Genomic DNA, 18,472 nt, shown 5'->3' on the forward strand with positions numbered 1-18,472 from the left:
GATCGAGCCGGGCGTTCCGCAGCCGAGTAGGGTCTCGCCAACGCCGACGATCTCGGTACGATGGGCGGCACCTCGGTCCGCATCCCTCCCGAAACCCGGTGTTTTCTTCAACACCGGGTTTCTGAGGGCAAGGCGAGGGTTGCCGGGGGTGTCGGCCGGGCCTGTGGCAGAAACCCGGTGTTGAAGAAAACACCGGGTTTCGGAAATACCGTGCAAAATCCTGTGGATATCAAATCATGGGTGTACGTCAATTCGGGTCCGCGGCTCTGGTCGTCGTGTGGTCCTTCGTCTTTACGGTTGTGCCGACGTTCGCGGCTTTCCCCGAGGCTTCGGCCCTCCCGTCCCAGCCCGGGCTGGCGGACCCGCTCGTCATGTTCGAGGGCGGGGGCCGGGTGGCGACGAAAGAGGCCTGGTTCGCCTCGCGCCGCCCTGAATTGCGATCGCTGTTCGCCCACTACATGTATGGCCAGGCGCCCCCGGCACCCGCGTCGATCACCGCGACGGTCGAGCGGGAGGATCGCGGGTACCTCGGCGGCCAGGCGACCAAGCGCGAGGTGGCGATCGCGTTCGGGCCGCCGGACACCCCGAAGATCCACCTGCTCCTGGTCTTCCCGAACGGCCAATCCGGGCCGGTGCCGACCTTCCTCGGCCTGAACGGGCTGGGGAATCACACGGTGGTGAGGGACCCGAGCGTCCCGCTCCCGACCGCCTGGGTCCCCTTGCCGAAATCCGGCCGGGCGAGCGAGGCCGAGCGGGGCGCCCACGTCGACGTCTGGGCGATCGACGACGTGGTCGGCCGGGGCTATGCCCTGGCGACCTTCTACGCGGGTGATGTCGCCCCCGACCATCCCGGCTTCCGCGACGGTGTCCACCCGCACTATCTCAAGCCGGGGCAGACGGCCCCCGGTCCGCACGACTGGGGGACGGTCGCCGCCTGGGCCTGGGGCCTCAGCCGGGCGGTGGATTATCTCGTGACCGCCCCGGAGATCGATGGTACGCGGATCGCGACCGTGGGGCACTCGCGGCTGGGCAAGGCGGCGCTCGTGGCCGCGGCGTTCGACGACCGGATCGCGCTGGCGATCCCGCACCAGGCGGGCTGCGGCGGCTCGGCGCCGAGCCGGGGGACGATCGGCGAGTCGGTCAAACAAATCAACGACCGCTTCCCCCACTGGTTCGACGACGAGTTCAAGCACTTCAACGACCACCCCGACCGGCTCCCGTTCGACCAGCATTGCCTCGTGGCCCTGGTCGCCCCCCGGCCCGTCCTCTTCACCAACGCCGTCGACGACACCTGGGCCAACCCCGAGGGGCAGTTCCAGGCCCTCCAGGCGGCCGACCCGGTCTATCGGCTCCTGGGCGTCGAGGGCCTGACGGCGAGCCAGATGCCCGCGATCAACACGCTCGTCCCCAGCCGGCTCGGATATCACATCCGGCCCGGGAAGCACTCGATGTTCCGTGAGGATTGGAAGGTCTTCCTCGAGTATGCCGACATCCACCTCCGGAAGCCCGCACCCCCGAAGTGACGCCGATGCCAAGGATCCCGATCGATGACCTCGGCGACGCGCGGATCGCGATCTATCGCCAACTGAAGACGTCGAACCTGACCAGGCGCGACGACCGCTTCGTCGTCGAGGGCGAGAAGCTGGTCGAGCGCCTGGTCGAGAGCCGGTTCCCCGTGTCGTCGGTCCTGGTGACCGACCGCCACGAGCCTCGGGTCTCGGCCTGGCTGCCGGAGGACGTCCCGCGCTTCGTGGTCCCCCAGGGGTTGATCGACGCGATTGTCGGCTTCAACTTCCACCAGGGGGTCCTGGGCTGCGGGGTCCGGCTCGCCTGGCCGTCCCTGGACGACCTCATCCAGAGTGCCGGGGAGCGGCTGACCCTCGTCGTCTGCCCGAGGCTGGACAACCCCGAGAACCTCGGCGCGATCATCCGCCTGGGCGACGTCTTCGGCGTCGACGCGCTCTTGGTCGGCGGGCGTTGCCCCGACCCGTTCTCGAGGCGAGTCCTCCGCGTGTCGATGGGCATGGCGCTCCGCGTTCCGATCCTCGAGTCGGCCCACCTCGCCGCCGACCTTCGCCGGCTCCAAGCCGAGTGGGGCGTCGAACTCGCGGCGACCGTCGTCGACACCGACGCCGAGTCTCTCTCCACCTCGGGCCGCGCCCTCCGCTTCGGCCTCCTCCTCGGCTGCGAGGGGAACGGCCTCGAGCCGGAATGGGTCGAGCTCTGCGACCGCCGCGTCACCATCCCCATGCGCCCCGGCGCCGAGTCGCTGAACGTGGCCGTGGCCGCGGGGATCCTGCTCTACCATTTCACGGGGGTGACGGCTCGTCGCGAGATGTAATAATAATGATGACTCGACGTCGGATCAAAATCGGCTGCGGATCGATTTCGGCCTCTTTGTTTTCGTTTTTCTGAACATATCTGAGGATTGATCAATTCCGATCGAACTCCTTCACGGTGACGTTGCCGAGGTTGAAGGTCTCCCCGGCTTTGACCTGGAACTCCTTTTTGATCTCCCAGTAGCCGTCCGCGACGACGAGCCGCAGGGGGATGCCCGGGATCAGGGTTGGATACGTGACCTTCCCGTCCTTGTCGGGCTCGAGCGCTCGGTATCGCACACGGTCCAGGTTTTCGACGATCATCGACTCGGACCGGACGGGGTCGTTCGGCATGATCATGCCCGCGGAATCCAGGCCGGGGGACAGCGTGACCTGGACGAAGGCGAGGAGTCGTGACCGGTCCTTCTGGTAAGGGCGTCCCTGAGAGTCGACATACTGCACGGTCGCCGACCCACAAGGCTCGAGTTTGACGGTCAGTGGGGCGTCGGCCTGCCGGCCCGAGATGTTGACGACCGCTCCGAGTTGGTGCTCGGCGTCGAGGAAGTAGACCGCGACCTCGTGGTCGGGGTCGCAGCCCGGGAGGGTGAACCGTCCCTGATGGAAAGTCCGCGTGTTCTGGCTGTACTCGAACGAGGCCGGATTGGTGATGATGGTCGAGAAGACGACTCCCTTCGCCACCGGCCGGCCGTCCGGCCCGACGACGTCCCCGACCACGGTCCGTCCTCGGCGGAGCGTCACGTCGGCCGCATGCGTCCGGACGTCGGGCTTCAAGTCGAGGGCGACCCGGCCGTCGGGGCGGTAACGTTCGCCGCCGGGAGCCCCGAATTCGAGCTCGCGGTCGGTGATGTGCGCGTGGAGATAGTCGGTCGTTGGTCCTTTCACCAGCAGGTTCCCCCTGCCGGGGAGGACCGCGATCCGGTACGTGCCGTCGGGACCCGTGGTGACGTTCGGCTCGAAGCTGACGAACCGAGCGACCGCGTCCTCGCGATAGTAGGGGTTGCTTCTCCGCCCCGGTCGATACTCGACCTTGGCGCCGGCGACCGGCCGACCGGACGGGGTCTCGGTGATCTTCCCTTCGACCAGGATCCCACGATGCAAGGCGAGGTTGACCTCCTGCTTCACCGCGTCGGTCGCCGTGTGCTGCGAGCTGAGGAAGAGGTACGGGACGCCACTCGGAGGATACGTGAAAATGTTGTAGAGTTTGCCCTGGGCCGTGTTGATGCGATATCGGCCGTCGGCGTCGGTCACGGCGGAGTACCACTCGCGTCTCATGTCGTGCTCGCGGTTGAGGACCTGGATCGTCAGGTTCGCGCCCGGCGCGGGCTTGCCGGTATCCTCGAAGGTGACCGTCCCCTCGATCCAGTGCGCGGGCGCCAGGGCGAGGGCGACTTCCTTGTCTTTTCCGGGCTCGATGTCCTCGACCCTCAACTCCTGTCGGGCGAACCGATCGTCGATGACCTCCATCCTGAACTTCAACCCGGTCCCGAAGCCTCGGAGGGTGAAGTATCCCTGGTCGTCGCTCGTCGCCTGCCCTGGCAGTTCGGAAGGGATGCCCTGGGGCGCCTGGGGCAGGTTGAGCCACCACCCCTCGGGCTTCTCCCTCCACGCTTCGATGACCCGGAGGTTCACCTTGCCGGCGGCGAGGCCTTGTAAGTCCAGGAGTCTCCCCCGGACGACTTGCTCGGGCACGAGTCGAAGTGTGACCTCGGGGCGGTCTTCGTCGGGTTCGAGGATCGCTTCCGCGAGGCCTTGTCCCGCCGTGGAGGCGATCACCGCGAGCGATTCGTAAGGCCGGGGCGAACCGAGAGGCACCTCGAGCCGGAACCTGCCCGCGTCATCGGAACGAGCATGACCGACGAAACGCCGGACGGGGTCGAAGTCGCCGAGCTGACGCGAGAGGGTCGCGATCGCCGCGAGGCTCGCCCCGGCGGTCGGCTTGCCGGCCTCGTCGACGACCTGGCCGCGGATCACGATCATCGCCCGGCCCTCGGCTTTCTCGGTAGGGGAGGCGTCCGCCGGCTGCGAAGTCGCGTCGTGGGCCCGCACTCGCAAGGCGGAGAGGGGAAGCAGCAGCACGGCAAGGGCCAGGAACGCCAGCCCGAAGAATCGTCGGGAGAGCGGGCGATGGTGCGACCCTTCGAGGATGGCGAGCACCCGGGCCTCCAACTGGTAGCGGGATTGGCGGGCCATCGCCACGGCGGCCAGGCCCGCACCTCGGACCGGGCGATGGGCTCGGGCCAGGGCGAGCAAGTGGCCGGCGTACTCGCTCGGGAGAAGCTCGCCTCGGCCGATGACCTGCTCGTCGCAGGCCCGCTCCCGCTCCCGGCGCATCTGCCGGGCCGCCATCCAGGCGAGCGGGTTGTGCCAGTGCCAAGCGCAGGCGATATGGGCGAGAGACTGGGTCAAGCAGTCTCCCCGACGGACGTGGGCCAACTCGTGGAGCAGCACCGCACGACGTCGGCCGTCATCCCACTGGTCGGCGTCCCGAGGGAGCAGGATCAAGGGGCGTCGCCATCCCCAGGTCATCGGCATCGGGGCGAAGTCCGATCGGTAGAGGGCGACCGGGTGCCGCAATCCGAGGGTGCGGGCGAGGCGATCGGGCAGGTCGATCCAATTGGCGTCGTCGACCGCTCGCGCCCCGCGGGCGAGCCGTCGAAGCACCACGACACCCGCCGGCAACGGCGCCAACGCCGCGACGACGCCCAGCAACCAGGCGACGAGGAGACAGGTCGACCAATGCCGGGGCCTTGTTGATGAAGTGACGGACTGAGCCGGAGGGGCAGGGGAGCCCATGCCAAGGTCGGCCGGATCGACCGAAGGTGTCGACGTCACCGGGGACGGGGGCCGTTGTGGCTTGACCTCGGCGTTGAGGGCGATGGCAGGACTCGGAGATGTTGTCGGCGTCGCCTCCAGGCCGCCCCCACCCTCACTCGGCGCCATCCCCGGTAGTGCGAGTTCGATCGCCGGGACGAGCACGGAGAGCGCGGGCAGGGCGACCGAGCCGGCGAGGGCCAGGCCCCAGACCAGGTGCCGCGCCGACGCCGGGGCTCGCCGGAGCGCGAGGCAGGCGAGGCCCGCGACGCCGAGCACGACCGAGGCCTTGGCCGTCGCCGCCAACCAGGCGGCGACCGGGGTCGAACCGACGAGCAAAGCGAGCGGATCCATGGTCAACGGCCCTCCTTTCGGGCCTTCTCGATCAGGTCGGCGAGCCGGTCGAGCTGGTCTTCCGACATGGCGTCTTCGGACAGGTCCAGCATCGCGGCCACGGCCTTCTCGGCCGAACCTCCGAAAAATGTCTGGATGAGTTGACGCATCGCCGAACGCGAGGCCGACTCCCTCGCCAGCGTCGGCAGGAACACGTAACGCGGCCCATCCTGCTCGTGTCGCAGGTGCCCCTTCTCCTCGAGGACCCGCAACATCGCCCGGACCGCCGAGTAGCTCGGCGGGTCCGGCAACCGCTCCAACACCTCCGCGGCCGTCGCACGCCCCAACTCGTAAATGATGTCCATCGCCTGCCGCTCCCTGCGGCTCAGGCCCGCCTGTGACTTCCTGGACATGACTGAGTCTGCCCCCGTCAGGGTCGCATGGACCAGGAACCCCCGGCTCCTCGACAGTCCTGCTGAAAAATCAGCATCATGCTGAAAATCTAGCAGTTATCTCTCCGTCGTCAAGAGTCCTCTGCTGAATTTTCAGCAGCTCTTCCGAAACCCGGTTTTGTCTTCAAGACCGGGTTTCTGCCACCGTCATCGCCGACCTCACGCTGGCCAGCACCGAGTACTCCTCACAGAACCCCGGTTTCGGCACATCGACCAACGAGGCAAGGTCTTTGTTCGGCGAGCGATCGCGAACTCCTCGAGGGTTGGCCGTGTCGGCCCTGCCGAGAGATCAGTCGGGCCAATTGCGGAGGGACGGGGTGATGGAGGTCGTGCTGTTCGTCGGTCTCCAGGGCTCGGGGAAGAGCACCTTCTACCGAAGCCGATTCGCGTCGACGCACATCCTGGTGAGCAAGGACCTCCTCCGAAACAACCGTCGACCCCAGGCGAGGCAGATGTTCCTGATCGAGGAAGCTCTCCGCGAGGGCCGCTCGGTCGTGGTCGACAACACGAATCCCACGGTCGAGGACCGCGCCGTGATCATCGCGCTCGCCAGGCGATACGAGGCCGAAGTCGCCGGCTACGTGTTCGACACCCCGATCGAGCAATGCCTGGCGAGAAACGCCGAGCGACTCGGAAAGGCCCGGGTGCCGGATGCGGCAGTCTTCATCACGAGGCAACGTCTCCGGCCTCCGACGCTCGGCGAGGGGTTCGACCGCCTCCATCGCGTCAGGCCCGTCCCCGATGGACAGGTCACGGTCGAGAGGTTTGAGAGCGAAGGTACGCCATGAACGCGTCGACATTCGAGATGCGGATGAGGGCCGGCGAGTGCTTCCACGGCCAGCGACTGTTGACGTCCGCCTGGGCCGTGTTGAGGCTCGACGGGCACGGTTTCACCCGGTTCACGAGTGACCGGTTCGAGAAGCCGTTTGATCTGCGCTTCCATGAATACATGATCGAGACGGCTCGAGCCTTACTGGAGCGGTTCCAGGGCCTCTATGCCTACACCGAGAGCGACGAGATTTCGATTCTCCTCCCCAGGGGGTGGGATCTCTTCGACCGCGAGCAAGAGAAGGTGGTGAGCCTCTCGGCCGCACTGGCCAGCGCCGCATTCACGAGGGCGTGCGGCGAGATCGTCCAGTTCGATAGCCGGGCCTGGCTCGGGGCGAGGGACGAGGACGTGGTGGACTATTTCCGATGGAGGCAAACCGACGCCGCGCGTTGCGCCTTGAACGGATGGTGTTACTGGACTCTCCGCAAGGCGGGGAAAGGGGTCTCAGAGGCGACGGAGACCCTCCATCGTCGGCCGGTTTCTTTCAAGCATGATCTCCTGCACGAGTATGGCATCAACTTCAACGAGCTACCATCCTGGCAACGCCGCGGCACCGGAATCTACTGGGAACGCTTCGAGAAGGAAGGCTACGACCCGGTCCGAAGGGTGGCCGTGAAGGCGGTCCGGCGGCGGATCCGGATCGACCGCGAGCTGCCGATGAAGCGCGATTACGCCACGTTCCTCGGCCGGGTCATGGACGTGTCGCCTGTCTCGATGCGCGAACCGGCCTGATGCTCCGCGATCGGCCTGACCCGGCGGCGCCGGGCTCTTCCCCGGTCCCTCGAAGAGTGCGATTCTGGGAGGAGCTCGACACGCCGAGAGCCGAACACGCGGGAGATGACGGACGAGGTCGACGTTACGACGCACGTCGGCTCGGGCCTTCGGGATCAGCTCAAAGTCTGGAGGGTGACGAGGATGACCAAGCCGACGCGGTTGCAGGAACAGGCGTGCGAGCGACTGGCCGAAGCTTTGCTCCTGGTGACGGAGGGGGCCAGGCTCGACGACAGGGGGACCTTCGGCGCGGCCGACCTGGTGGAGCTCTCGGCCAGGCTGGCGAAGGCATCCTCCGCGTTCCCGCTCGACCAGATCGTCGCCCGGGCCCTCGAGAAACGTGGCCAGGGCCTCGGACTGCGAACGGGAACCGCGGACGTGCTCACGCTCCTGGAGAGCGACACCACACCCCTGTCGATGCTGCTCCTTCCCGATGTCGACTTCCGAGATCTGGTCGCGAGGATGGAACAAGAGCTAGGTGACATTTAAGCTCATTGTAATTGCTGGTGAATTAAGGGGCGTCGTGTGGCCTCGCGCTTGAATGCGACATACTGGATCGTGTTGGCGCGGGTTTAACACAAACTTAATTTGTGGTTTCGCAATCGGTCTGCTAAGGTTACCCCCGTGTGGTCGAGACGGTTCGACCTCAACGGAGAGGTCCGTCGTGGGTACGATCGCCGGATTGATGTTGTCAGTATCCCGCCCGTGAATCCTCCCACCCGCGCCATGCCGTATCGTCGGGAACCTCGCCCGTCGGGCGCGTTCAGTGAGTGCGGTGCCCAGCGTCCAATCCCCCCCCTTGGAAGACGGAGACCGCGACGACATCCGCATGAGGCGGACGATCCCCTGTACCAGGCGAGGGGATTGCGAGTGACGGCGAAAGGCCCGAAGCCGGGCGGAGTTATTGGTGTTGTTGATCCTGTATGTCGTGAGACGTATAGGGATTGACGAATAGAAGAAGAAGAGTTGATCCGAGGCAGCCGAGGGGTTGTCGTCGGAGAGGTTGCGCGCCGAGACGTCGAAGGCCGGGCCGCCCGTCCGGCTCGGGCGTCGCTGCGCCTGGAGTTTCGGGGGCTTGGGCCACTCGATCGGGAATCCTTCGGGGTGCGAATCACGGCCGTGGGGACGGGACGGAACGACCTCCCTAATGGCCTTGGAGGAGATCGTGATGTCGAAATCGTTCGCTCGCCTTCGGCCCTTGGCGTGGGCGGGCGTGCTCATGGCCGGCACGTTGCAGGCCGGTTGCGGCTCGTCCGGCCAGGGCGCGACACGGGGCACGCCGGTCAGCGCCAGCCTGATCACCGAAGACGATGAATATAAGTATGTGGGCAAAGGCAGGGCGAGGCACAAGGTCGCGCTCACCCGCCAGGAGCGGATGCGCAAGATCCGCGAGCGCGAACGGGCGTCGAACGCCGTGCGCTAAGGGGATCGCGTCCGCGGGCTCGATGTCCGCGGCGCGCGTCTCCACACCGTACAAACGAGGGCGATGGGCCCTCGCCGAGCGTCGGCGCCGATGCCGTCGTGATTGATTGGTTATTTCGACTGGAGTTCGAGGAATGGTCAGAATGTCCCGCCCCGAGGCCGCGCGTCGCGGCTTCACCCTGATCGAGCTGCTGGTCGTCATCGCGATCATCGCGGTCCTGATCGCCCTGCTGCTCCCCGCCGTCCAGGCCGCACGCGAGGCCGCCCGTCGGGCCCAGTGCATCAACAACCTCAAGCAGCTCGGGTTGGCCGCCGTCAACTACGAGAGTGCCTTCAGCACGTTCCCGATCGGCCGTTCGATCTCGAACACGACGAACTCGAGCGGCGCCCTCAAGAGAGGTGTCGACGGCTGGTCGCACCTCGCCCGCATCATGCAGTTCGCCGAGCAAGGCGCGCTGTACAACGCCATCAACTTCAACCATGTGGCCTACTCGTGGATCAACTCCACCTATGCCGGGTTCGGGTTGAGCATGCTCTGGTGCCCGAGCGACGCCTCGATCGTCGGCCTGCGGTTCACCGAGCAGGCGGCCGGTTGGGACGGTGCCCCGGTGCCGATCACGTACACCAGCTACGCGGGGATGCTCGGCACCTACTGCCCGAGCGACGGCCGGATCCCCAACTCGACCGAGATGGCGATGGAGAACGGCATGTTCCCCGACACCGGTGCGCCGGCCCCCTACGGCAGCGCCAGCCGCCCGCCGGTCCAGATGAGCAACATCACTGACGGCACCAGCAACACCATCGCCTGGGCCGAGATGGCCCACGGCAAGCTCGAGCAGTTCGGCTGCGCCGCGGACGGCGGCTGCGACTGGGAGACCAAGGGCTGGTGGGCCGACGCCGACTACAGCAACTGCACCATCACCTCGTTCTACCCCCCGAACATCAAGATCCCCGCGATCTATTACACCTCGAGCCGTGACACCAGCTTCGTGGCCGCCGACGGCTGCGACGACGGCAACAGCATCCCCTCCATGACCTCGATGAGCTTCCATCCCGGCGGCGTCAACGCCGCGTTCGCCGACGGCTCGGTCCACTTCGTCAAGGACTCGATCAGCAGTTGGAATTCGAGGGGCATCACCCGCTCCGCCAGCGGCGGGGCGAACTGCGTGATCCCGAACACGTCGATCCCCGGCGTCTGGCAGGCGCTCTCCACGATCAACGGCGGTGAAGTGATCAGCGCCGACTCGTATTGAGTCTGGGGGAAGCCCACCAAAGTTCCCCGGTCGATTGAGTTGAAAATTCACCACAAAGGCACAAAGACACAAAGGAAACAGGGAGAGAGCCCAAACAGATTTGGCTCTCGGCACCCGCTTCCTTGTGGCTTTGTGCTTTTGTGGTGAAAACCAGCAGCGTGAGGGCTCGGTGCAGAGTCGTCCTTCTGAGGTTTACTTGGCCAGCGTCAGCGTTTGTTGGTCTCGACCGCCCTGGTAGTATCGATCGAGCAACTGCTCGAAGATCGAGCCTTTGGGGCTGACGAGCTCGAACAAGGTCGCGGACGACTTCAGCTTCATGTCGTCCGGGGATCCGAAGATGTCGTGGGCGGATCGCCCCTCGACGCCGAGCGCGGCCTCGACGCATTTGATCAGCCGAGGCCCGAGTACGGGGTGGGCCAGGTACGCTTTGGCCTCGTCGAGCGACTTGATGGAATAGCGCCTCGACATCGAGCTCATCCCGAGCCCGTCGAACTGCGGGAAGATGTACCACATCCAGTGCGAGGTCTTCCGGCCTCGCGTGATCTCGTCGAGCGCCTGTTCGTAATCTTCAACCTGCGCGCTGACGAAGCGGCCCAGGTCATATGGATCATCCGCTCCTTCGTGCGTGTTCTTGGCGGCCACGGCTTACCCTCCCTCAATCAGGTATTCGTACGGGACCGACCGACGCCCCGCCTCGTCCGAGGCCGTTGCGAGAGGCGTCCCATCGACCTGACGATAACCGAAGTTTTCATAGGTCGGAAGGCGTGCCCGACTCGGGGTATCGGGCTCATTGTCCCCAGGGGACCGACCGGGTATCTATGATCCGAAAGCTTCGCAAGTCGCGTTCCCAGACGGACGGAGGGCGAGATGTGCCAGGCAAACGCTCACGGGGCTCGTGGTCATCATCACCACCACTCTCATCACGATCACCGGCACGGCGGTCATCATCACCACGACCACCCTCATGGTGGTCATCACCAGCATCCTCATGGCGGCCCGGCGCATGCCTCAACGGCGTCCGAGCACTCGGCCTCGTCTCAACCGAGCCGTCGTGAGGCCTTGAGGAGACTGAAGGCCGCCGGGTTGCTCCTCGCGGCGGGGGGGTCATACTGGGGTTCGCCCGTGCGGGCCCTGGCGGATGCAGGGCATCCGCCTTCGGGCGGCTCGACATCCGGGGCGTTGTTCGAGCTCAAGAAGGTCACCGAAGGGATCTATGCGGCGATCGCCAAGCCCACGGCGATGCTCAACTGCAACGCCGCGGTCGTCGTCAACCGCGACCACGTCCTGGTCGTCGACACGCACTCGAAACCTTCGGCCGCCAAGGCCCTCATCACGCAGATCCGCGCCGAGATCACGGAGCTCCCGGTCCGCTACGTGGTCGACAGCCACCTGCACGGCGACCACGCGATGGGGAACGAAGCCTATCCCGAGGTCTTCGGCTCGAACGTCGAGGTGATCTCCTCAGTGAAGACCCGTCGTTGGCTCGAGGAACTCGGCATCCCGCGCATCAAGGAGTCACTCGACGCGGTCCCCAAGCAGATCGCCGAGTTCCGCACGAAACTCGAGGCGAGCAAGGACGAGTCCGAACGTGCAGGGCTCCTGGCCCAGATCGAAGGGCTCGAGGCGTATTTGAAGGAGATGACACCTCCCCGCGTCACGCTCCCGACGTTGACGTTCGACCGCACGATGATCCTCCACCGAGGAGGGCGCGAGATTCACCTGATGTTCCTCGGCCGGGCCCACACGGCGGGAGATGTGGTGGCTTACATCCCGTCCGAGCGTGTGATCGCGACCGGCGACCTGATGCACGGGCTCCTCCCTTACATGGGGGACGGCTTCCCCGACGAGTGGCCGGCGACCTTGCGGGCGCTGGAGGCACTGGAGTTCGACCGCGTGATCCCGGGCCACGGCTCGGTGCAGCAGGGCAAGTCGGTCCTGGCCGAGTTCCGCGCCTACGTCGAGGAGGTGACCGAGAAGGTCTCGCGAGGGGTCGAGCGAGGCACCCCCCTCGATGAGCTCAAGAAGTCGATCGTCCCGGGCGATTTGACGTCGCTCAACGCAGGCGGAACGCGCCGACGGGTCGAGCACGAACTCGGGGCCCTGTTTGCGGGCGTAAAGCCCGCCGAGATGCTCGAAGAGAACGTCGCGAGCAACGTCGGCGAGGTCTTTACCTACTTCACCGAGCGAAAAGGCCGCCGCGAGCTCCCGGTTCGCTGAGTGTTGGACCGAGGACGAATGGCTCACTGCTAAGGTGCCGTTGAGAAATTCACCACAAAGACACTAAAGGGGGGCAATTCTTGAGAGCGGATCCCTCTTGGCTCTTCCCTTCCGGATTCCTTATTGTGCCTTTGAGACGTTGTGGTGAGTTTTCCGCCAGGCCGAGTCCGTTCGCATCAGTCGCTAACGAAGACCCTCGCAGGCCTGGCGCAAGGCCTCTGTCCTCGAGTCGTCGCCGGGGTTGATCCTGGCCATCTGCCAGGCGGTCATGCCGGCGCCGTCGGGTCGGTCGGGGTCGGCGCCGGCGGCCAGGAGAGGGGCGAGGACGGAGAAGCGCTTGAGACGTACGGCGGTCGTCAGCGGGGTCGTGCCGAATTCTTCGCCCGGCACGTCGACCTCGGCACCGAGCTCAATGAGGACGGGCAATGCCCGGCTCCGTTCACCGGCCGCGGCGAGCCACAGCGGGGATGTCCCTTGCTCGTCCCGATCGTTGACGTCCGCCCCATCGACCACGGCCGCTCGGACGCCGTCAGGATCGTTCGCGACGATCGCGGACATGAGCGCCTGGAACTCTTGCGGCGGCTCCGGCGGCTCGGCGGCCTTGCGTTCGAGCACCAGCCGAGTGGTCTCCTCGGCCAACGCGCGGACCTCGGGGGCCGTGACCGGCTCCAGCAGCTCGACGAGCTCCTGATGTCCCTGGACCCGGGCGAAGTGGAGGGCGCAACAGCCGAGCATTTCGGGGTCGCCGTCGTCATCGAGCAGGATGTCGGGGTCGGCCCCGGCCGCCAGGAGGACCCGGGCAACCTCATTTTGGCCGTGCCAGGCGGCCTTCATAAGTGCGGTGCCGCCGTTCTCATTGATTGTGTCGGGGGAGACGCCCGCCCGGATTAGCAGGTCGATCGCCTCGGCCCTGCCGAGACTGGCGGCGTCCTCCAGCAAGTTCGGGATGTCTAACCCATCCTGGGCGAGCTCCGGATGTTCTTCCAGGATCCTGGCCAGTGAGTCGAGGTCACCACTCCGGATTGCGTCGCCGACGCGCTGGGCAACCTCTCGCCGGGGGGCATGCTCGGCCCACCAGGAATCCTTGCCGAACGCGAAGTCCTCTTCGGAGGGATCGGTCGTCATGAGGTCACCTGTCGAGGTGGAAACCCGTTCGAGGCATTCTCAGCCCCTCAGGATGAGGCCTTGTCCTCCTGAGCCTCCGAGGCCGCCCGCTTCTTCCTTCGGCGTGTGAGCTTCGACAAGGCCTCGTCGTTCCGGGCCGCCCAGGCGTAGAGCATCTCGAGCGGCTCGATGAAGAGCTGGCCCATCGCCGTCAGGGAATACTCGACCATCGGCGGGACCACCGGATAGACCTTCCGGCCGATCAGCCCGTCCCGCTCCATCTCGCGCAGGGTCTGGGTGAGCATCTTCTTCGAGCACCCCGGAAGGCTTCGCGCCAGGGCGCCGGTCCGGCAGGTGCCGCCGTGGTAGTGCAGGGCGTGGAGCACCATCGTGGTCCACTTGACACTGAACAGCTCAAGAACGCGACGAGGGGCGCAGTCTTCGTCGAGGACGATCGGCCGAGGCTTCGACATGGTGGTGGTCCCCAAATGGTAACTACGTCCCCTGATTGTGCCTACTTGCCGGATGGAGGCCAAGGTCCTAGATTTCCCGTAATCCCCGAGGCGGTGCCGAGGGGCTCGGCTTCGCCTCGGGGGATTGAGGAAAGGCTCATGGCACTGCGAGCAATCATCGCCGGGGTGACCGGCATCGTCGGGAACAACCTGGCGGCGCAACTCGTCTCCAAAGGGTGGGAGGTCCACGGCCTCGCCCGGAGGCCGCAGACGGGCCTTCCCGGCGTGCGGCCGGTCGCGGCCGACCTGCTCGATCCGGGGGCGGTCCGCTCGGCGCTCGCCGGGATCGATCCGACTCATGTTTTCATCACCTCCTGGGTCCGAGGCGCGACCGAGACCGAGAACTGCACCGTCAATGGCGCCCTCGTGCGGAACCTCCTCGACGCGCTCGACACGTCGGAAGGCTTGCGGCACGTCGCCCTCGTCACCGGCCTGAAACACTACCTCGGCCCATTCGAGTCTTACGCGAAGGCCAAGCCCGAGACCCCCTTCCGGGAGGAGATGCCGAGGCTCCCCGTCGAGAACTTCTATTACACCCAGGAAGACGAGGTCTTCGCCGCGGCGCGTCGGCGAGGGTTCACCTGGAGCGTCCATCGACCGCATACGATCATCGGCTACGCCCTCGGCAACGCCATGAACATGGGGGTGACCCTCGCGGTCTACGCCTCCCTCTGCCGAGAGACAGGCCGACCCTTCGTCTTCCCCGGCTCGCCCCAGCAGTGGGAAGGCTTGACGGACGTGACCGACGCCCGGGTCCTCGCCCGCCATTTGGAATGGGCGGCGACGAGCGACGCCGGTCGGGACCAGGCGTTCAACATCGTCAACGGCGACATCTTCCGCTGGCGATGGCTCTGGCCGAGGCTCGCGGCCGACTTCGGGATCGAGGCCGCCCCCTACCCGGGTCGCCCGACGTCGCTCGAGCCGCAACTGGCGGACGCGGGGCCGGACTGGGCCCGCCTCGCCGCGACGCACGAACTCGCCGAGCCCGACATCACCAAGCTCGCCTCCGCCTGGCACACCGACCTCGATTTGGGACGCGAGATCGAGGTCGTGACGGATATGTCCAAGAGTCGCGTGGCCGGGTTCCACGACTACCAGCCGACGCTCGGCTCCTTCCTCGACCTCTTCGCCAGGCTGAGGCAGGATCGGATCATCCCTGACCTGGGGCGGTAAAGGGCTCTCTTCTTCCGAATCGAAACCCGGTGTTCTCTTCAGCACCGGGTTTCTAATGCCGTCGACGTCGCGATCCCGGCTGGGACGTCGAGGCCTCCTGGTACAGAAACCCGGTGTTGAAGAAAACACCGGGTTTCGGGAGCGGGGGCGGCTATGCCTCGACGGGATGGACGAGAGTGTCGAGGTAGTCGGCGATGGTGTCGAGGCCATGGGCCGAGCAGGCGACGTAGCCGTCGGGGCGGACGAGCCAGTAGCCCCCTTCGTGAAGAGGTGAGCGGATGTCGGGGTCGAGCAGGCCAGCGAACCGGGTCACGAGCGCGGCGGCCTTGGTCTTCTCGCCGAAGAGAGCAAACAAGGGCGAACTCCCCGATCCCACGGGGACTTCACCGACGACGGGGGGCACTCGCTCGCCCGGCCTGGGGCCGGTTCCACCCTCCGCTGGGCCGTTCAGCGGGCTGTCGGGGTAGCCGATGGAGACCTCCGTCATGGTATCCGCCATGGCGTGTTGGACCGGGCTCAGGCCCAGCACGAGGTGGCCCACCACGTTGCGCACCACCTGGGCAACGGGATTCCTGAACGTGCCGACGGCCGTCAGCCGCTCGGCGTTCTTGAGGACCTCGTCGCCGACGTGGCTCCGCTCCGGGCTGTAGCTGTCGAGGAGATGCTCGTCGCACGTGCCTCGAACCACCATCGCCAGCTTCCAGGCGAGGTTGAAAGCGTCTTGCATCCCGGTGTTCATCCCTTGCCCGCCCGCGGGGCTGTGGACGTGCGCCGCGTCGCCGGCGAGGAAGACACGCCCCCAGCGATAGCTCGCGACCTTGCGGCCGTTGATCCGGAAGCCCGAGAGCCAGATCGGGTCGGTGGCCTTCAGCCCGCCCGGCCCTCGGCGGTCCATGATCGTCTGGACCTGTTCCAAGGTCGGCGTCGGCGGGTGCTCGGCCCCCGCGGGGGGCATGTCGGCGATGACCCGATAGCGGCCCGGCGAGATCGGGAAGATCACGAAGACCCCGTCGTGGTGCCAGTAAACCGAGGTCTCCGAGTCGGGGACGGGATACCCCGTCATGTGGATGTCGGCAAGGATCCAATCGCTATCCAACGTGACCCCGGTGAATGGGGCGTTCACGCCGTGGCGCACGGTGCTGTGCGCCCCGTCGCACCCGACCATCCAACTCGCCGACACCGCCTCGTCCCGGCCGTCGGGGTGCCGCAGCACGGCGTCCACGCCGTCGGCAACCTGCTGGAACGACGTGAGCTCGACCCGCCGGCCGATCTCGACGCCCAGGCCCTGGAGCCTCTCCTCGAGCAGTCGCTCGGTCTCGGACTGCGGGAGCATCAGGCCGTAGGGGTAGGGGGTGTTGACGCTCGCCATGGAGACCCGGGCGATGACCTTGTCGCCGGCGGTGATGTTGACCGTCCCGCCCTTGAAGCCGGAGTCGATGAACGGGGCCGCTCCTCCTCCTCGGTCGAGCAGCTCGAGGGTCCGGCTCCACACCACGAGGGCCTTGGACTTGTCGGTCCGTTGCGCCGTCTTGTCGACGATGCGCACGGGCACCCCATAGCGAGCAAGCTCCGAGGCCAGGGTCATCCCGACCGGGCCGGCGCCGACGACGAGAACGGGCTTCATCGCAGTTGTCCTCCGGGAAACGAACGGGCCTTGAGGGAGTCGATACAGACCGGACTGTGATTACGCTTGAATCTTCTTCACGATCATGGCGAGTGCCACCTCGACGACGGCACAGGCGCGACGTTCGCCGTCCGGTCGTCCGGTGGCGAGGTCGACGACGGCCAGCCCCACGCAGAGCGCGTGCAACATCCGAGCGTCCTCCTCGGTGACGGTCGGCCGGGCATTCCCCAGGGCGCGGTTGATCCTCCCGACGATGCCGTCCACCAACTCGAGGAAGAGCACGCGCAGCGGAGGCTCCTGGTCGGCCGCCTGCGCGAGGGCCATGAGGACGCGCGTATTCTCGTGTCGCCCGATGAGCTTCGCAATCGCCCCGGCCGATACCTCGACCGACGACTCGGCCAGCGCGCGATCCACGGCCGCGAGCTGCCCGTCGACCGCGGCGCGGCCCACCGCGGCCAGGAGGTCGGCTCGCGTCGGATAGTAATAGGTCAAGTGGCTCTGCCGAAGCCCCGCACGCGTCGCCACCCTGGGCTGGGTGAACCCCGAGTAGCCACGCTCGCGGAGCGTGGCCAGGCCCGCCTCGATGATTTCTTGCCGGCGATCGGTCACGGGAACACCTTGGTTGGTTGACCCACCAAATCGTACCCCGGGGCGACGGGGGCGTCAAGGAGCCTTGGCGAAGTCCTGATATCCTGCCCCGGTTCGCAGCCGATTGATCGACCAGTACCCGCGCGTTAGTCTCGGGTCGATTTCGACCCGATCCCCTCTCGCGAGGCTTTATCGATGATTCGCCTGAAATTCGCCGCCTTACTGTCGCTATCCTTGACGGTTGCCTCCGGCTCCTCGGCCTTTGCCCAATCGGCGACGGACGGGAAGCCCTTGTTCGACGGCAAGAGCCTCGACGGCTGGGAGCATGTCGGCCCCGGCCGCTTCGTCGTCGAGGACGGGGAGCTCCGCACCGAGGGGGGCATGGGCCTGCTCTGGTACTCGCGCGAGAAGCTCGGCGATTGTGTGATTCGGGTCGTCTACAAGACCGGGACCCCGCGGTCGAACTCGGGCCTCTACATCCGGATCGCGGACAAGCCCGCCGACCCCTGGTTCGCCGTCCATCATGGCTTCGAGGTCCAGATCGCCGACGGTGGCCGGTCCGCGCGCGGGACGGGCTCGATCTACACGTTCGCCGACGCCAAGGCCCAGCCCGGCAAGCCGCTCGAGTGGAACACCTTAGAGGTCACCCTCAAGGGGAACCGCGTGACCACGATGATCAACGGCACGCCCGTCGCCGAGTTCGACTCCAGCGTGCTCAAGCCCGACGCCAAGGACATCATCGGCGAAGGTGACCCCGCGCGAGGCCCGAGGCCGGAGAAAGGCTACATCGGCCTCCAGAACCACGACAAGGACTCCAAGGTCTCCTTCAAGGAAGTCTCCGTCCGCCCGCTCTCCGGCAAGTAATCCCGCCGAATCCGCTCGGGCCGAAGCCTTGTCCGCCATCCGAGACACCCTCGGCCCGAGCCTCCCCGAGGATTTCGCCTCTGCCCCCGCCGCCACTCGCTTTTCAAAGGATGAACTCGCAACCTCGAGCCTCGTCACCAAACCCCGCCTCTCGCCGGTGCCTCCCCGGCTGCTCGTACA

The 18,472-nt window shown here is 66.4% G+C and carries 18 protein-coding genes; 10 read left to right on the forward strand and 8 right to left on the reverse strand.

Annotated elements, in window-relative coordinates; genetic code table 11:
* Window positions 1–236 precede the first annotated feature (236 nt).
* Window positions 237–1,523, forward strand: coding sequence for a glucuronyl esterase domain-containing protein (locus ACYOEI_RS22410; protein WP_462851808.1), 1,287 nt, complete (start codon window positions 237–239; stop codon window positions 1,521–1,523).
* Between the two features lie 5 nt (window positions 1,524–1,528).
* A complete protein-coding gene (locus tag ACYOEI_RS22415; RefSeq protein ID WP_462851809.1) occupies window positions 1,529–2,341 on the forward strand; it encodes a TrmH family RNA methyltransferase in 813 nt (270 codons plus the stop codon).
* Between the two features lie 91 nt (window positions 2,342–2,432).
* Here ACYOEI_RS22415 and ACYOEI_RS22420 read toward each other — a convergent pair whose 3' ends face one another.
* A complete protein-coding gene (locus tag ACYOEI_RS22420) occupies window positions 2,433–5,504 on the reverse strand; it encodes a M56 family metallopeptidase (RefSeq protein ID WP_462851810.1) in 3,072 nt (1,023 codons plus the stop codon).
* 2 nt (window positions 5,505–5,506) lie between these two features.
* Window positions 5,507–5,896: a BlaI/MecI/CopY family transcriptional regulator gene (locus tag ACYOEI_RS22425; RefSeq protein WP_462851811.1), complete on the reverse strand. Its 390-nt coding sequence runs from the start codon at window positions 5,894–5,896 to the stop codon at window positions 5,507–5,509.
* 359 nt (window positions 5,897–6,255) lie between these two features.
* Between ACYOEI_RS22425 and ACYOEI_RS22430 the strand changes: the two genes are divergently transcribed.
* The 5 genes from ACYOEI_RS22430 to ACYOEI_RS22450 all read left to right on the forward strand — a co-directional run bounded on the left by ACYOEI_RS22430 (window position 6,256) and on the right by ACYOEI_RS22450 (window position 10,210).
* Window positions 6,256–6,723, forward strand: coding sequence for an AAA family ATPase (locus tag ACYOEI_RS22430; protein WP_462851812.1), 468 nt, complete (start codon window positions 6,256–6,258; stop codon window positions 6,721–6,723).
* Window positions 6,720–7,496 carry a tRNA(His) guanylyltransferase Thg1 family protein gene (locus ACYOEI_RS22435; protein WP_462851813.1) on the forward strand — a complete coding sequence of 259 codons (777 nt, stop codon included), beginning with the start codon at window positions 6,720–6,722 and terminating at the stop codon, window positions 7,494–7,496. The genes ACYOEI_RS22430 and ACYOEI_RS22435 overlap by 4 nt, the downstream gene beginning before the upstream one ends.
* A 105-nt stretch (window positions 7,497–7,601) precedes the next feature.
* On the forward strand, window positions 7,602–8,024 hold the full coding sequence (locus ACYOEI_RS22440; RefSeq protein WP_462851814.1) for a hypothetical protein: 423 nt from the start codon (window positions 7,602–7,604) through the stop codon (window positions 8,022–8,024).
* 679 nt (window positions 8,025–8,703) lie between these two features.
* Window positions 8,704–8,958: a hypothetical protein gene (locus ACYOEI_RS22445; protein ID WP_462851815.1), complete on the forward strand. Its 255-nt coding sequence runs from the start codon at window positions 8,704–8,706 to the stop codon at window positions 8,956–8,958.
* A gap of 142 nt (window positions 8,959–9,100) precedes the next feature.
* The gene (locus tag ACYOEI_RS22450) at window positions 9,101–10,210 is read left to right on the forward strand and encodes a DUF1559 family PulG-like putative transporter (RefSeq protein ID WP_462851816.1); all 1,110 of its coding nucleotides are present in this window, start codon (window positions 9,101–9,103) and stop codon (window positions 10,208–10,210) included.
* Window positions 10,211–10,402: 192 nt separating this feature from the next.
* Here the strand turns inward: ACYOEI_RS22450 and ACYOEI_RS22455 are convergent, their stop codons facing one another.
* Both ACYOEI_RS22455 and ACYOEI_RS22460 read right to left on the reverse strand, forming a co-directional pair.
* Window positions 10,403–10,852, reverse strand: a complete 450-nt coding sequence (locus tag ACYOEI_RS22455) for a DUF1810 domain-containing protein (protein WP_462851818.1) — start codon at window positions 10,850–10,852, stop codon at window positions 10,403–10,405.
* 174 nt (window positions 10,853–11,026) lie between these two features.
* Window positions 11,027–11,185 carry a hypothetical protein gene (locus ACYOEI_RS22460; RefSeq protein WP_462851819.1) on the reverse strand — a complete coding sequence of 53 codons (159 nt, stop codon included), beginning with the start codon at window positions 11,183–11,185 and terminating at the stop codon, window positions 11,027–11,029.
* An 84-nt stretch (window positions 11,186–11,269) separates the two neighbouring features.
* Between ACYOEI_RS22460 and ACYOEI_RS22465 the strand changes: the two genes are divergently transcribed.
* Window positions 11,270–12,427, forward strand: coding sequence for an MBL fold metallo-hydrolase (locus tag ACYOEI_RS22465; RefSeq protein ID WP_462851820.1), 1,158 nt, complete (start codon window positions 11,270–11,272; stop codon window positions 12,425–12,427).
* A gap of 183 nt (window positions 12,428–12,610) precedes the next feature.
* On the opposite strand, the gene ACYOEI_RS22470 is transcribed toward ACYOEI_RS22465, so the two are convergent.
* Entirely contained in the window at window positions 12,611–13,552 is a 942-nt protein-coding gene (locus tag ACYOEI_RS22470; RefSeq protein ID WP_462851821.1) for an ankyrin repeat domain-containing protein, read from the reverse strand.
* 47 nt (window positions 13,553–13,599) lie between these two features.
* Window positions 13,600–14,004 (reverse strand): winged helix-turn-helix transcriptional regulator, encoded by a 405-nt coding sequence (locus ACYOEI_RS22475; protein WP_462851822.1) that lies wholly within the window; start codon window positions 14,002–14,004, stop codon window positions 13,600–13,602.
* Window positions 14,005–14,142: 138 nt separating this feature from the next.
* On the opposite strand from ACYOEI_RS22475, the gene ACYOEI_RS22480 reads away from it, so the two are divergent.
* Entirely contained in the window at window positions 14,143–15,216 is a 1,074-nt protein-coding gene (locus ACYOEI_RS22480) for an SDR family oxidoreductase (RefSeq protein ID WP_462851823.1), read from the forward strand.
* A gap of 151 nt (window positions 15,217–15,367) precedes the next feature.
* Here the strand turns inward: ACYOEI_RS22480 and ACYOEI_RS22485 are convergent, their stop codons facing one another.
* Complete coding sequence (locus ACYOEI_RS22485; RefSeq protein WP_462851824.1) at window positions 15,368–16,840, reverse strand: FAD-dependent monooxygenase; 1,473 nt, start codon at window positions 16,838–16,840, stop codon at window positions 15,368–15,370.
* Window positions 16,841–16,900: 60 nt separating this feature from the next.
* Window positions 16,901–17,449 carry a TetR/AcrR family transcriptional regulator gene (locus ACYOEI_RS22490; protein WP_462851825.1) on the reverse strand — a complete coding sequence of 183 codons (549 nt, stop codon included), beginning with the start codon at window positions 17,447–17,449 and terminating at the stop codon, window positions 16,901–16,903.
* Window positions 17,450–17,623: 174 nt separating this feature from the next.
* Between ACYOEI_RS22490 and ACYOEI_RS22495 the strand changes: the two genes are divergently transcribed.
* Window positions 17,624–18,292 (forward strand): 3-keto-disaccharide hydrolase, encoded by a 669-nt coding sequence (locus ACYOEI_RS22495; RefSeq protein WP_462851826.1) that lies wholly within the window; start codon window positions 17,624–17,626, stop codon window positions 18,290–18,292.
* Window positions 18,293–18,472: the final 180 nt, after the last annotated feature.

Source organism: Singulisphaera rosea (assembly GCF_054877945.1).

What these genes read in the sequence shown, in the direction of transcription:
- ACYOEI_RS22410 (WP_462851808.1), top strand. Translation starts at nt 237, where the DNA reads ATGGGTGTACGTCAATTCGGGTCCGCGGCTCTGGTCGTCGTGTGGTCC.
- ACYOEI_RS22415 (WP_462851809.1), top strand. Translation starts at nt 1,529, where the DNA reads ATGCCAAGGATCCCGATCGATGACCTCGGCGACGCGCGGATCGCGATC.
- ACYOEI_RS22420 (WP_462851810.1), bottom strand. Translation starts at nt 5,504, where the DNA reads ATGGATCCGCTCGCTTTGCTCGTCGGTTCGACCCCGGTCGCCGCCTGG.
- ACYOEI_RS22425 (WP_462851811.1), bottom strand. Translation starts at nt 5,896, where the DNA reads ATGTCCAGGAAGTCACAGGCGGGCCTGAGCCGCAGGGAGCGGCAGGCG.
- ACYOEI_RS22430 (WP_462851812.1), top strand. Translation starts at nt 6,256, where the DNA reads ATGGAGGTCGTGCTGTTCGTCGGTCTCCAGGGCTCGGGGAAGAGCACC.
- ACYOEI_RS22435 (WP_462851813.1), top strand. Translation starts at nt 6,720, where the DNA reads ATGAACGCGTCGACATTCGAGATGCGGATGAGGGCCGGCGAGTGCTTC.
- ACYOEI_RS22440 (WP_462851814.1), top strand. Translation starts at nt 7,602, where the DNA reads ATGACGGACGAGGTCGACGTTACGACGCACGTCGGCTCGGGCCTTCGG.
- ACYOEI_RS22445 (WP_462851815.1), top strand. Translation starts at nt 8,704, where the DNA reads ATGTCGAAATCGTTCGCTCGCCTTCGGCCCTTGGCGTGGGCGGGCGTG.
- ACYOEI_RS22450 (WP_462851816.1), top strand. Translation starts at nt 9,101, where the DNA reads ATGTCCCGCCCCGAGGCCGCGCGTCGCGGCTTCACCCTGATCGAGCTG.
- ACYOEI_RS22460 (WP_462851819.1), bottom strand. Translation starts at nt 11,185, where the DNA reads ATGACCACCATGAGGGTGGTCGTGGTGATGATGACCGCCGTGCCGGTG.
- ACYOEI_RS22470 (WP_462851821.1), bottom strand. Translation starts at nt 13,552, where the DNA reads ATGACGACCGATCCCTCCGAAGAGGACTTCGCGTTCGGCAAGGATTCC.
- ACYOEI_RS22475 (WP_462851822.1), bottom strand. Translation starts at nt 14,004, where the DNA reads ATGTCGAAGCCTCGGCCGATCGTCCTCGACGAAGACTGCGCCCCTCGT.
- ACYOEI_RS22480 (WP_462851823.1), top strand. Translation starts at nt 14,143, where the DNA reads ATGGCACTGCGAGCAATCATCGCCGGGGTGACCGGCATCGTCGGGAAC.
- ACYOEI_RS22485 (WP_462851824.1), bottom strand. Translation starts at nt 16,840, where the DNA reads ATGAAGCCCGTTCTCGTCGTCGGCGCCGGCCCGGTCGGGATGACCCTG.
- ACYOEI_RS22495 (WP_462851826.1), top strand. Translation starts at nt 17,624, where the DNA reads ATGATTCGCCTGAAATTCGCCGCCTTACTGTCGCTATCCTTGACGGTT.